Source organism: Pseudomonas protegens, from assembly GCF_003732485.1.
Classification (GTDB): Bacteria; Pseudomonadota; Gammaproteobacteria; order Pseudomonadales; family Pseudomonadaceae; genus Aquipseudomonas; species Aquipseudomonas protegens_B.
On sequence record NZ_MOAK01000033.1, the window covers coordinates 25,201 to 38,111 of the forward strand.

Genomic DNA, 12,911 nt, shown 5'->3' on the forward strand with positions numbered 1-12,911 from the left:
CCCGTAGGAGCCGGCTTGCCGGCGAACAGGCCCTTGGATGAGGCGGTGATCTTGCGGGCGCCTTCGCTGGCAAGCCAGCTCCTACAAGGGGCTGCGTGATGTGGCGAAATCCGTAGGAGCCGTGATGTCGTGGAATCAGGCGGGGGCGGGCTGGAAACGGGCGCGGTAGCGCCCGGGGCTTTCGCCGGTCCATTTCTTGAACGCGCGGTGGAAGGCGCTGGGCTCCTGGAAACCGGTGAGTTCGGCAATCTCGCTGATGCTGGCCGCCGAGCGCCGCAGCAGCTCGACGGCGACGCCGCGGCGTACTTCGTCCTTGATCTCTTGATAGGAGCCGCCCTCGCGCTCCAGGCGTCGGCGCAGGGTGCTGGCGCTCATCTGCACTTCGCGGGCGAAGGCTTCCAGGGTCGGCCACTGGCTGTAGTGGCTGCCCCGCAGGCGCTGGTGCACCTGGGTGGTCAGGCCATGCTGGTTGCGAAAGCGGATCACCAGCCATTGCGGCGCGCTGCGCAGGAACACCTTGAGCGAGGCCAGGTCCTGGACCACCGGCAGGCGCAAAAAGCGGCTGGCAAATTCGATCTCGGTGCGCCCGGCGTTCCAGCTCAGGTTGCTGCCCCACAGCAGCGGATCGTCGCTGAGGCTCAGGCGTGAGTGACGAAAATCGGCACGGTCGATGGGAATCCGTCGCCCACCGAGCCAGCACAACAGGCTGATGACCAGCACCAGCAGGGTTTCCTCGGCGTAGTGGCTGCGCAGCGGGTCGGCGCAGCGGCTGTCGAGGCTGATCACCGCACGCTTGCCCCGCAGGCTGAGGCTGGCGCCGACGTCGCGCAGGAACAGGCCGAAGTTGTTCAGGCACTGGCGCAAGGCCTTTTCCAGGTTGGGCTCCTGGATCAGTCCCCGGCAGATCAGGGCAAAGGCCCCCGGCGGCATGCCCCGGGAGTCGAGCTGGAAGAATTCGTCCTGCAGTTCGCGGATCTGGATCAGCCACAGCGCAGCAAAGGCGCTGCCGGGCACCCGCGCCCGGGGCTGGTCGAGCAGTGCCGGGTCGATGCCGGCTTCGCTCAGCACCGCCGCCAGCCGCGCCGGCTGCTGGCGCAGGGCGTGGGTCATCACCCGGACAAAGTAGACCGCGACCGAATCCGATTCACGCATGTAGAGGCTGTGCTCCCGTAGCTGGACCTATGGCAAAAAACGCCAGCACCCTTGACCGCTTTCGGCATAGGCCGGCCACCGTGCCGGGCTCTAGACTCGCGCTGGATAACGCGCTGTGCAAGGCAACCGCGCCATGCTCCGCGAAGGCAATGAACAAAGGAAGAGCTGAAGATGAATCTTGCGAATATCGGTGTGATCGGCGCCGGCACCATGGGCAACGGCATCGCCCAGGTCTGCGCCCAGGCGGGCTTTGACGTGACCCTGCTGGACATCGCCCAGGGCGCCCTGGAAAAGGCCCTGGCCACCATCGGCAAGAACCTCGACCGCCAGGTGAGCAAGGGCAGCTTGAGCGAAGACGACAAGCGCGCCGCCCTGGACAAGATCCGCATCAGTACCGATTACAGTGTGCTCAAGGATGCGCAACTGGTGATCGAAGCCGCCACCGAGAACCTCGACCTCAAGCTCAAGGTGCTGCAGCAGATCGCCGCCCAGGTCAGCGCCGAGTGCGTGATCGCCTCCAACACCTCGTCGCTGTCGATCACCCAACTGGCCGCCAGCGTCAGCGCGCCGGAGCGTTTCATCGGCCTGCACTTCTTCAACCCGGTGCCGGTGATGGGCCTGATCGAAGTGATCCGCGGCCTGCAGACCAGCGACGCGACCCACGCCCTGGCCATGGACATGGCCCAGCGCCTGGGCAAGACCGCGATCACCGCCGGCAACCGCCCGGGCTTCGTGGTCAACCGCATCCTGGTGCCGATGATCAACGAGGCGATCCTGGTGTTCCAGGAAGGCCTGGCCAGCGCCGAGGACATCGACGCCGGCATGCGCCTGGGCTGCAACCAGCCGATCGGCCCGCTAGCCCTGGCCGACCTGATCGGCCTGGACACCCTGCTGGCGATCCTTGAAGCCTTCTACGACGGCTTCAACGACAGCAAGTACCGCCCCGCGCCGCTGCTCAAGGAAATGGTTGCCGCCGGCTACCTGGGGCGCAAGACCGGTCGGGGTTTCCATCACTATGGCTGAGCGTTGCTCACGCTTTGCCGAAAGCCGCGACAAGGCCCTGGAGCTGTTCGCCAGCAAGGGCTTCGGCCAGGTCGGCATGCGTGAGCTGGCGAGCCATCTGGGGCTGACCCCGGGCTCGCTGTACCACCATTACCCGAGCAAGCAGCACCTGTTGCTGGACCTGATCGAAGAGTTCTTCGATGAGCTGCACAGCACCCTCAAGCGCCTGCAACGGCGCAAGTTGCAGGGCGACTGCCTGCCGGCGCTGATCCGCGCCCACCTGAAGCTGCACCGGGAATTGCCGCGGCATTTCCGCCTGGTGGAGCGCGACAGCGGCTGCCTCAATCCCGACCAGCAACTGCGGGTCGGGCAATTGCGCGAACGCTACGAACAACAGCTGCTGCAACTGTTGGGCACCCCGACCGGCCTTGGCCCCCAGGCGCAGCGCGCCGCGGCCCATGCCCTGGCCAACCTTCTCAACAGCGCCCCCAGCTGGTTCAGCGAGCAACCCCTGGCCGAGCGGGAACGCGAAGCCCTGCTGGAAAACCTGCTGAGCGGCGCCATCGAGCGGCTGCTGGGCGGTGTGCCCGTGCGCAGCGCGGTGGCCTGAGCCTCAGCGCAGGTGCAGCGGGTCTACCAGCCCGGCGGCAATGGCCATGCCCACCAGTTCCGGCAGGTGTTCGGCCTGCATGCGTTTCATCACCCGTGAGCGATACAGGTCGATGGTCTTGATGCTGACCCCCAGTTGCTCGGCAATCTCGCGGTTGGTGTAGCCCTGCACCAGCGGCAGCAACACGTCTTTCTCCCGTGGCGTCAGGCTCTCCAGCAACCCTTGCACCCGGGCCTGCCCGGCACTCTGGTGCTGATGGCGGTCGGCGCGGCTCAGGGCCTGCTGCACGCTGTCCAGCAACAGCTGTTCGTTGTAGGGCTTTTCGATGAAGTCCACCGCCCCGGCCTTGAACGCGCGGACCACGATGGGCACGTCGGCGTGGCCGCTGACAAAGATCAGCGGCAGGCGGATATCGCGCTGGCGCAGTTCTTCCTGGACATTCAGCCCGCCCATGCCGGGCATGCGCACATCCAGCAGCACGCAGGCGTTGAGACTCGGGTCGCAGTGTTCGAGAAACGCCCGGCCGCTGGTGAAGGGCAGCGCCTTGAGGCCCACCGACTCCAGGAGCCAGACGGTGGAGTCGAGCATGCCCGGGTCGTCGTCGACCACATACACCAACTGCTGCGCCTCACGGGTCATTGCCTTGCTCCTGTTGTCGGGTGGGAAGCTGCATCCGGATCGGCCGGGGCCGTGGCCGGCAGGTGGCAGCACATCGTCAAGCCTCGCTCCTGGGGGTGGGCCTGCAAGTCGCCGCCAAAGCCTTCGACAATGCTGCGGCTCATGGACAGTCCGAGCCCCAGACCGTTGGCCTTGCTGGTGTAGAACGGGGTGAACAGCTGCGGCAGCTGGTCGGCGCAGACCCCGGGGCCCTGGTCGCTGACGCTGATCCGCACCCTGCCTTCGGCCGCTGCTTCGGCGCCCAGCACAATGTGCGAGCCTTGCTGCGGATGCACTTCGCGATTGGCCTCGATGGCGTTGCGCAACAGGTTCAGCAGCACCTGTTCCAGCAGCACCCGATCGGCGTACACCGGCGGCAGATTATCCGCCAACTGCAAGTCGATCGTCACCTGGCTGGCCTGGGCTTCCCAGGCACACAGGCGCACGGTTTCCCGGGCCACTTCGGCGATGTCCAGGGCCTGCACCCGGCGCCCGCCCTTGCGCAAAAAGGCCCGCAGGCGCTTGATCACTTCGGCGGCGTGGGTCGCCTGTTCGGCGATCCGCTCCAGACCCTGGGCCACCTTGCGAGCGGCCTCGGGCTGAGTGTCCAGGGCCTGCAGATAGCGCTGGCTGGCATTGGCGTAATTGACCACCGCCGCCAACGGCTGGTTGATTTCGTGGGCGATGCCGGAGGCCAGTTCGCCCAGGGTCACCAGGCGCGCGGTGTGGGCCAGCTCGTCCTGGTGATGGCGCTGTTGGGCCTCGCGCAGTTCGCGCTCGCTCTGGTCGTGGGCCACCAGGGAATAGAAACGCTCGCCACTGGCCGCGCGGTGGGCCAGGAGCATCAGCGACACCGGCACCGAGCTGCCGCCGGCCGGGGGTTGCAGGCGCGCCTCGATGCTCCAGCGGCCGCTGCGCTCGGCACAGCTCCAGCCTTGCTGTTGCAGGCTCTGCAGCACGTCCTGGCTGAGGATCGCCGCCAGCTCCGGCATTGCCTGCCCGTCGCCGAGCCCCAGGGTGCGCCGCGCCGCCGGGTTGAGGTAGGTCACCGCGCCGCCGGGCTGGATGAACAGCACCGGGTCGGGGTTGGCCTCCACCACTTCCGCCAGGCGCCGCTTGTTCTCTTCGGCCTGGACCCGGGCGGTGATGTCCCGGGACACCGCCACCACTTCCACCACGGTGCCGGTGTAGGTGTCGCGAATGCCGCGGCAGGCGGTTTCGAACCACAGGTAGTGGCCGTCGCGATGGCGGATGCGATAGGTCATGGTGTGGTAGCCGTCCTGCTCCAGGGCATCGCGGGTGCGCTGCATCAGCCCGGCCAGGTCCTGGCTGTGGAACAGGCTGCGGGCCAGCAGGCCACGCAGTTGTTCGGGCCAGTAGCCCAGCAGGGTCCAGGACGCCGGCGAAGCATCGAGGAAACAGCCGTCCGGGGTGTGCCGGGAAATCAGGTCGGTGGTGTTTTCGGTGATCAGCCGGTACAGGCGCCGGGCCTTGGCCGACTCGCGCTCGGCCCGGACCTGGGCCGTGGCTTCCTGGCAGCGCGCCAGCACCCGCTGGCGATGCGGATCGGGGATAAAGCTCCAGAGCAGGATGCGCTCGCCCCACTGGGCTTCCACCTGCTCGATGGCCCGCTGCTGTTCCAGGCAGGCCCGTACCAGGGCCGGGTGGTTGACCGGCAGCAGCGCCGTCAGCGGCGCCGGGGGGCAGCCCTCCAGCCACTGGCGCAGTGCCGGGTTGAGGTCCAGCGGCTGCGCCCGGGCGTCCAGCAGCAGGCTGGGTTGCGGGTCGTGGCCGAGCCAGGGCGAGTCCGGCAACTGGCCTTCACGCTGCAGGCGCAGCCAGTGACGCAGGTGGGTAGAGTCGGGCATGGTCGATCAGTCTCGCGGCCGGAAGGGTAGGTTCTTTTTTATAGTACAACTACTATACAACTCAGGTAGTACTTCCATATCAATCGACAAACAGTATATAAAAGACCCCGGATAAGTCACCGAGCTTTCGCTGGGTGTGCTGCGTACCTGCTGGGAACGCCGAACGTAGGAGCTGGCTTGCCAGCGAAGGGGCCCGTGAGAGCGCTTTCGCCGGCAAGCCGGCTCCTACGGGCGCAGGTGTTCTTGAGATCGCCTTCGCCGGCAAGCCGGCGCCTACAGTGGGTGCCCCCAGGTACACAGCACACGCCATCCAAGCCTCGGCCAATAGAGCTAATAATCAGCCACCGGGTACCCGAACCATGTCCATCTACGAGCAAGGCCTGGCGCCGACTGCCGTCAACCATATCGCCCTCTCCCCCTTGAGCTTCATCGAGCGTACCGCTGCGGTTTACCCCGATTACCCGGCGGTGATCCACGGTTCGATCCGTCGCACCTGGGCCCAGACCTACAGCCGCTGCCGGCGCCTGGCCTCGGCCCTGGCCGGACGCGGCATCGGCAAGAACGACACCGTGGCGGTGATGCTGCCGAACATCCCGGCGATGCTCGAAGCGCACTTCGGCGTGCCGATGATCGGCGCCGTGCTCAATGCCCTCAATGTGCGCCTGGACGCCGAGGCCATCGCCTTCATGCTGGCCCACGGCGAAGCCAAGGTGCTGATCGCCGACCGCGAGTTCCATGAGGTGATCCACGCCGCCGTGGCCATGCTCGATCACCCGCCCCTGGTGATCGACCTCGACGACCCGGAATACGGCGAAGGCCAGCCGGTCAGCGATCTGGATTACGAGGCCTTTCTCGCCGAGGGCGATCCCGAGTTTGCCTGGCAGTGGCCGGATGACGAGTGGCAGGCCATCGCCCTGAACTACACCTCGGGCACCACCGGCAACCCCAAGGGCGTGGTCTATCACCACCGCGGCGCCTACCTCAATGCCCTGGGCAACCAGATGACCTGGGCCATGGGCAACCACCCGGTGTACCTGTGGACCCTGCCAATGTTCCACTGCAACGGCTGGTGCTACCCCTGGACCGTCACCGCCCTGGCCGGAGTGCATGTGTTTTTGCGCCGGGTCGATCCGCAGAAGATCCTCAACCTGATCCGCGAGCATCAGGTCACTCACCTGTGCGGCGCGCCCATCGTGCTCAATGCCCTGGTGAACATGCCCGACACCGCCAAGGCGGCCATCGACCACCCGGTCAACGCCATGGTGGCCGGAGCCGCGCCACCGGCCAAGGTGATCGGCGCGGTGGAGGAAATGGGCATCAAGGTGACCCACGTCTACGGCCTGACCGAGGTCTATGGCCCGGTGACCCTGTGCGCCTGGCACGCGGCCTGGGACGAGTTGCCCCTGGAGCAGCGAGCGCAGATCAAGTCGCGCCAGGGGGTGCGCTACCCGACCCTGGAAGGGGTGATGGTGGCCGACCCGAAAACCCTCGAACCCACGCCCCGGGACGGCCAGACCATCGGCGAGATCTTCATGCGCGGCAACACCGTGATGAAGGGCTACCTGAAAAACCCCACGGCCACCGCCGAAGCCTTCGAGGGCGGCTGGTTTCACACCGGCGACCTGGGGGTGACCCACCCGGACGGCTATATCGAAATCCGCGACCGGCTCAAGGACATCATCATTTCCGGCGGCGAGAACATCTCCACCATCGAGCTGGAAGGCGTGCTCTATCGCCACCCGGCGGTGCTGGAAGCGGCGGTGGTGGCCCGGCCCGACGAAAAATGGGGGGAAACGCCCTGCGCCTTCATCACCCTCAAGGCCGATCATCAGGACGTGCGCGAAGCCGAGATCATCGCCTTCTGCCGCGAGCACCTGGCGGGCTTCAAGGTGCCGCGCACCGTGGTCTTCAGCCTGTTGCCCAAGACCTCCACCGGCAAGATCCAGAAGTTCGTCCTGCGCGACATGGCGAAAAACCTCTAGCCTGAATACACCTACCCAGCCCCCGTAGGAGCTGGCCGGGCGGCGCTCCGCTTGCCAGCGAAGGCGTCGGCCCATGCGACGCCAGGCTTGCGGGCCTCTTCGCCGGCAAGCCGGCTCCTACATGGTGGCGGGGTTTTCGTTGTCGATTCATGCGGCCACGGCCGTTCAACCTCCCCTTTTGCCCGAGGTTCCTGCAATGCCCGAATTCAACGCTCCGCTGCGCGACATGCGCTTTGTCCTGCATGAAGTGTTCAACGCGCCCAAGCTCTGGGCCCGTCTGCCGGCCCTGGCCGATACCGTGGACGGCGACACCGCCGACGCCATTCTCGAAGAAGCGGCCAAGGTCACCGGCAACCTGATCGCCCCGCTCAACCGCAGCGGCGACGAGGAAGGCGCCAGCTGGCACGCTGGGCAGGTGCGCACCCCGGCCGGTTTCAAGGAGGCCTACAGCACCTATATCCAGGGCGGCTGGGTCGGCCTGAGCGGCAACCCGACCTACGGCGGCATGGGCATGCCGAAGATGCTCGCGGTGCAGTTCGAGGAGATGCTCTACGCCGCCAACTCCAGCTTCGCCCTGTACTCGGCCCTGAGTTCCGGCGCCTGCCTGGCCATCGATGCCCACGCCAGCGAAGCGCTGAAACAGCTGTACCTGCCGCCGATGTACGAAGGCCGCTGGGCCGGTTCCATGTGCCTCACCGAGGCCCACGCCGGCACCGACCTGGGGATCATCCGCACCCGCGCCGAACCCCAGGCCGACGGCAGCTACCGCATCAGCGGCAGCAAGATCTTCATCACCGGCGGCGAGCAGGACCTGACCGAGAACATCATCCACCTGGTGCTGGCCAAGCTGCCGGACGCCCCGGCCGGACCCAAGGGCATCTCGCTGTTCCTGGTGCCGAAGATCCAGGTCGACGCCAACGGCGTGCTCGGCGCGGCCAACGCGGTGAGCTGCGGTTCCATCGAGCACAAGATGGGCATCAAGGCCTCCGCCACCTGCGTGCTGAACTTCGACGGCGCCAGCGGCTGGCTGATCGGCGAGGCCAACAAGGGCCTGGCGGCGATGTTCACCATGATGAACTACGAGCGCCTGTCCATCGGCATCCAGGGCATCGGCTGCGCCGAGAATTCCTACCAGAACGCCCGCACCTATGCCCGCGAGCGCATCCAGAGCCGTTCCCCCGCAGGCCCGGTGGCCAAGGACAAGATCGCCGACCCGATCATCGTCCACCCCGATGTGCGGCGCATGCTGCTGTCGATGAAATCCATGACCGAAGGCGGCCGCGCCTTCGCCAGCTACGTCGGTCAGCAACTGGACCTGGCCAAGTTCGCCGACCAGCCCCATGAGCGTCAAAACGCCGAGGCCCTGGTGCCGCTGCTGACCCCGGTGGCCAAGGCGTTCTTCACCGACACCGGCCTGGACAGTTGCGTGCTGGGCCAGCAGATCTTCGGCGGCCACGGCTACATCCGCGAATGGGGCCAGGAGCAATTGGTGCGGGATGTACGCATCGCCCAGATCTACGAAGGCACCAACGGCATCCAGGCCCTGGACCTGTTGGGGCGCAAGGTGGTGGGCAACGGCGGCGTGGCCCTGCGCCTGTTCACCGGCGAGATCCGCGACTACGCCTACCTGCCCGGCGCCGCCTACGCCGCCGAGCTGCTGGACGCGGTGCAACGCCTGGAAGACCTCAGCGACTGGCTGCGTGAACAGGCGGCGCAGAACCCCAACGCGGTGGGCAGCGCCTGCGTCGAATACCTGCAACTGTTCGGCTACGTGGCCTATGCCTACCTGTGGGCGCGCATGGCCCAGGTGGCCGAGCACAAGCGTTCCGAAGACGACGGTTTCTACGGTGCCAAACTGGCCACTGCACGCTTCTACTTCAGCCGCATGCTGCCGCGCATCCTCAGCCTGGAGCAGAGCATCCGCGCCGGCAGCTCCTCCTTGTTCGGCCTCGACGCCGAGCACTTCTGAGTGCCTGGGCAGGGCGCCCGTCGCCCTGCCCCGTGCCGGTAAAAAAGCCGCGCCCGCAGGTGCAAAACCCCGGGCGCCGCTGCATACTCCGCGCACCCGAGCACCGCCCAAGGAAGAAACGTGTTGGCCCCCGCCCTGATCATCGCCAGCTCAGTCATCGTGCTGCTGCTCGGCACCTTGCACCTGATCTACACCTTCGCCACCGACAAATTCCAGCCCCGTGATCCGGCCCTGGCCGAACGCATGCGCCAGGTGTCGCCGATGATCACCCGTCAGACCAGCCTGTGGCGGGCCTGGGTCGGCTTCAACGCCAGCCACAGCCTGGGCGCCATGCTGTTCGGCCTGGTCTATGGCTACCTCGCCTGGCTGCACCCGGCCCTGCTGCTGGAGGCCCGCGGCTTGCTGCTGATCGGCCTGGGGTTTCTCGCCAGCCTGTGGGCGCTGGCAATTCGTTACTGGTTCCGCATTCCCCTGGCGGGCATCAGCCTCGCCCTGGTGCTGTTCGCGGTTGCCTGCGGTTGGCTGTTGGTTTGAACCTGAGCCGCCCTCCCTCATCGTCCCTGTTACTCTCGAGTTCCTTCATGTCCCGCCTGTACACCCTCTGGTCCCGGCTCTACTACCCGCTGTGCTGGATCGCCGTCGCCGCGCCGACGGCCACCATGATCCATTGCAACCTGAACCTGATCGTCCCCCGGGATATTGGCGGCACCCTGTTCGGCGGTTCCATGGGCTTTCTGATGTACCTGGGCGGCTGGGCCCTCAGCGTCCTGGGCCTGGTGCTGGCGCTGCTGACCCGGGTGCCCGGCGCGCGCCTGGCCTGGATCGTCGCCGGGCTGGTGCAACTGCTGTTGGGCCTGTGGTGGCGGATCAACTACCCGGATGATTTCGACGGCAACCTGATCTTCAGCATCCAGGCCCGGGAGCTGGACTACGTGATGGTGTTCGGTTTCGCCCTGGTCTACAGCGGGGTCTACCTGTTGCGCCAGCAGCGGCTCAAACCGCGTCCGCCCGCCCATCGCAAGCTGCTGTTGCTGCGCACCCTGTGGGCCCTGGTGCTGGGGGCGACCTTCATCCTTCCACCGCTGTTGGCCATCACCCGCAAGCCCCTGCCCTATTGCGCCTTCGACCGGGCCGGCAATCAGTTGAGCATATGCCTGGGCCCTGGCACCCGGGTGATTGTCGACTGATCGCCAACCTGGCCTCTTTGTTTTCTCGACCTTGATGAGTGTGCCCATGTCTCGCCTGTTTACCCTGTGGTTGTGGCTGTACCGCCCCCTGTGCTGGATCGTCGTCGCTATCCCGCTGTCGGTGATGCTGCTGTGCGACGTGCAAATGATGGTTCCCCGGGATGTCAGCGGCACGCTGTTCGGCGGCGCCATGGGTTTCCAGCTGTACCTGTTTGCCTGGGTGCTGTGCCTGATCGGCCTGGTCCTGGCCCTGCTGACCCGGATGCCCGGCGCGCGCATGGCGTGGCTGATGGCCGGGCTGGTGCCGTTGCTGCTGGGGGCCTGGTGGCGGCTCAACTACCCGGATGATGAGGATGGCAGCCGCGCGTTCAGCCCCCAGGACTGGGAGCTGGACTACATGATGGGCGTCGTCGGCGTGCTCTTCATCAGCGGCCTGTACCTGTACTGGCGCCGCCGCCTCATCTCACGGCCCGCCGCCCACAGCGCCGATGTGCTGTTTCTGCAGACCGTGTGGGCGCTGGTTCTGGCGGCGGTGTTCATCCTGCCGCCGCTGAGCTTCATCAAGCAGCAATCCCTGCCCCGCTGCGCGTTCAACAAGGCCGGGGAGCAATTGACCGTGTGCCTGAGCGATGATCCGAACGAGCCGGTGATTGTCGACTGACCCGGCGCTTGCAGCAGCCCGGACACAAAAAAGCCCCGAACCGATCGGGGCTTTTTTTGCCGGGGCGCTATCGAAGCTTGGTGGCCGGTGTTTCCCTGCGCACCGGCAAGGCGGCGGCAAAGGCCAGGGCCTCTTCCCGGGTGCCGAAAGTGGCGAGCCGGTCGCCCGCTGTGCAGACCTTCCAGGGGCCGTAGTTGACGCTCAATACCTGATAACCGTTGATCTGCAACTTGTTCAACAGTGGCGTACTCATGGACACCTCCTTTTTGTCAGCGTGCCTGGGGCTTGGCCGTTTTACCTTACACCCGCAGAACCGGCCGGCGACGGCCGCATGTCGGCGCGCCGAGGTCATTTCCTCAGATTGGCCAAGGGGTCGTAGGCTCGCGAGCGCTTGCGTTGATGCTCGGGCTCAGGCTGATCCAGAGGCGCCCTGGCCGGGCCTACCGGATCGACCTGGGGGTCGGCGAGGTCCGGCGAATCGGGGTCGAAACCCGGGTCATGGTGATTCGAGGCGTGCTCGGACGAGCGCGGCCCCGTGGGGTTCTTGGCAGCCATGGTCAGCTCCTGTGCTAGCCCGCAAAAGGACGGGTACAGGTGTTGGATCGCGATCGGTTCCAAGGGTGCCGGCCAGCGGACCAATGGCCACCGGTAAATTGCATTGCGCTGCACAGCGTCGCAGGATGGCGCCTGGCCCATAAACGCTCAAAAGGAAGTGTTGATGACAATTCGTGCCGTGGTTTTCGATTTTGGTGGCGTGCTGTTCGACTGGAGCCCGCACCACCTGTACCGCCAACTGATCCCCGACGACGACCGTCGCCAGTGGTTCCTCGACACCGTCTGCACCCAGGCCTGGAACACCCAACAGGACGCCGGGCGGCCCCTGGCCGAAGCGACCCGCAGTCTGGTGGCCGAGCATCCCGAGCATGCGCCGTTGATCGAGGCCTATTACGGGCGCTGGCCGGAGATGCTCAAGGGCCCGCTGGAGGAAGGCGTGACCCTGCTGGAAGACCTGCACCAGGCGCAGATGCCGCTGTTCGGGTTGACCAACTGGTCCCAGGAAACCTTTCCCTATGCCTGGGAGAATTACCCGTTTTTGCAGAAGTTTCGCGACATTGTGGTGTCGGGGCAGGAGCGGCAGATCAAGCCGGATGCCGAGATCTATCACACGGCTTTGGGGCGCATTCGTGCGCATTTGCCGGGGGTGGCGCCTGAGGAATTGGTGTTCATTGATGATCATGCGCCGAACATCGTCGCGGCCAGGGCGTTGGGCTGGCGGGCGATTCATCATGTGGCCGCGGGGGAGACGCGGCGGCAGTTGGGGGAGTTGGGGGTGGTTTGAGTCATGAGCCGAGGGTTTGGGGGCATATCCGTTGCTGCGGGTGGGGCCACGGGCGGTTTCGCTCTTACAGCGAGTCACTTTGGAAAGCCGGAATGCCGGCCCAACCCAAAGTAACCAAAGGCTCTTGCCCCTCTACTCGGTGCCTCGCCTAGGCTCGGCATGCCCGAACGAAGGCATCGATCCGTGGGCCGCCGCCACAGGCCATCCATGGCCTGATGGCGGCCTACCGGCCGGCCTGAAGATAGGGCGGAGTGTACCGCCCCCCATGTAGGAGCTGGCTTGCCAGCGAAGGCGTCCGCCCAGGCGCTGCATGACTTGTGGGCCTCTTCGCCGGCAAGCCGGCTCCTACAGAGATGTGCGGTGTTTGGACCACCGTAGGAGCTGGCTTGCCAGCGAAGGCGTCAGCCCAGGCGCTGCATGACTTGTGGGCCTCTTCGCCGGCAAGCCGGCTCCTACGGACAGCGCGTAAAACGCGCTGGGCTTT

General features: G+C 66.2%; 13 protein-coding genes. 8 read left to right on the forward strand and 5 right to left on the reverse strand.

Annotated elements, in window-relative coordinates; genetic code table 11:
• Positions 1-135: 135 nt before the first annotated feature.
• Complete coding sequence (locus BLX41_RS05405; RefSeq protein WP_123724065.1) at positions 136-1,152, reverse strand: AraC family transcriptional regulator; 1,017 nt, start codon at positions 1,150-1,152, stop codon at positions 136-138.
• Positions 1,153-1,323: 171 nt separating this feature from the next.
• On the opposite strand from BLX41_RS05405, the gene BLX41_RS05410 reads away from it, so the two are divergent.
• Together BLX41_RS05410 and BLX41_RS05415 are read left to right on the forward strand one after the other, a co-directional pair.
• Entirely contained in the window at positions 1,324-2,175 is an 852-nt protein-coding gene (locus BLX41_RS05410; RefSeq protein WP_123724066.1) for a 3-hydroxybutyryl-CoA dehydrogenase, read from the forward strand.
• On the forward strand, positions 2,168-2,764 hold the full coding sequence (locus BLX41_RS05415) for a TetR/AcrR family transcriptional regulator (protein ID WP_123724067.1): 597 nt from the start codon (positions 2,168-2,170) through the stop codon (positions 2,762-2,764). The genes BLX41_RS05410 and BLX41_RS05415 overlap by 8 nt, the downstream gene beginning before the upstream one ends.
• A gap of 3 nt (positions 2,765-2,767) precedes the next feature.
• On the opposite strand, the gene BLX41_RS05420 is transcribed toward BLX41_RS05415, so the two are convergent.
• Entirely contained in the window at positions 2,768-3,403 is a 636-nt protein-coding gene (locus BLX41_RS05420) for a response regulator transcription factor (RefSeq protein WP_123724068.1), read from the reverse strand.
• Positions 3,400-5,289: a PAS domain-containing sensor histidine kinase gene (locus BLX41_RS05425; protein ID WP_123724069.1), complete on the reverse strand. Its 1,890-nt coding sequence runs from the start codon at positions 5,287-5,289 to the stop codon at positions 3,400-3,402. Before BLX41_RS05425 ends, BLX41_RS05420 begins: the two co-directional genes overlap by 4 nt.
• A gap of 359 nt (positions 5,290-5,648) precedes the next feature.
• On the opposite strand from BLX41_RS05425, the gene BLX41_RS05430 reads away from it, so the two are divergent.
• The 5 genes from BLX41_RS05430 to BLX41_RS05450 all read left to right on the forward strand — a co-directional run bounded on the left by BLX41_RS05430 (position 5,649) and on the right by BLX41_RS05450 (position 11,088).
• On the forward strand, positions 5,649-7,271 hold the full coding sequence (locus BLX41_RS05430; RefSeq protein WP_123724070.1) for an acyl-CoA synthetase: 1,623 nt from the start codon (positions 5,649-5,651) through the stop codon (positions 7,269-7,271).
• A gap of 196 nt (positions 7,272-7,467) precedes the next feature.
• A complete protein-coding gene (locus tag BLX41_RS05435; RefSeq protein ID WP_123724071.1) occupies positions 7,468-9,240 on the forward strand; it encodes an acyl-CoA dehydrogenase C-terminal domain-containing protein in 1,773 nt (590 codons plus the stop codon).
• 120 nt (positions 9,241-9,360) lie between these two features.
• Complete coding sequence (locus BLX41_RS05440) at positions 9,361-9,774, forward strand: LIC_13387 family protein (RefSeq protein ID WP_123724072.1); 414 nt, start codon at positions 9,361-9,363, stop codon at positions 9,772-9,774.
• 47 nt (positions 9,775-9,821) lie between these two features.
• Positions 9,822-10,427 carry a hypothetical protein gene (locus BLX41_RS05445; protein ID WP_123724073.1) on the forward strand — a complete coding sequence of 202 codons (606 nt, stop codon included), beginning with the start codon at positions 9,822-9,824 and terminating at the stop codon, positions 10,425-10,427.
• Between the two features lie 46 nt (positions 10,428-10,473).
• Complete coding sequence (locus tag BLX41_RS05450) at positions 10,474-11,088, forward strand: hypothetical protein (RefSeq protein ID WP_123724074.1); 615 nt, start codon at positions 10,474-10,476, stop codon at positions 11,086-11,088.
• Between the two features lie 67 nt (positions 11,089-11,155).
• On the opposite strand, the gene BLX41_RS05455 is transcribed toward BLX41_RS05450, so the two are convergent.
• Together BLX41_RS05455 and BLX41_RS34535 are read right to left on the reverse strand one after the other, a co-directional pair.
• Complete coding sequence (locus tag BLX41_RS05455; protein ID WP_123724075.1) at positions 11,156-11,341, reverse strand: DUF2188 domain-containing protein; 186 nt, start codon at positions 11,339-11,341, stop codon at positions 11,156-11,158.
• 95 nt (positions 11,342-11,436) lie between these two features.
• Positions 11,437-11,643 (reverse strand): DUF6021 family protein, encoded by a 207-nt coding sequence (locus BLX41_RS34535; RefSeq protein WP_185073403.1) that lies wholly within the window; start codon positions 11,641-11,643, stop codon positions 11,437-11,439.
• 163 nt (positions 11,644-11,806) lie between these two features.
• Between BLX41_RS34535 and BLX41_RS05465 the strand changes: the two genes are divergently transcribed.
• Positions 11,807-12,427 carry an HAD family hydrolase gene (locus BLX41_RS05465; protein ID WP_123724077.1) on the forward strand — a complete coding sequence of 207 codons (621 nt, stop codon included), beginning with the start codon at positions 11,807-11,809 and terminating at the stop codon, positions 12,425-12,427.
• Positions 12,428-12,911 lie beyond the last annotated feature (484 nt).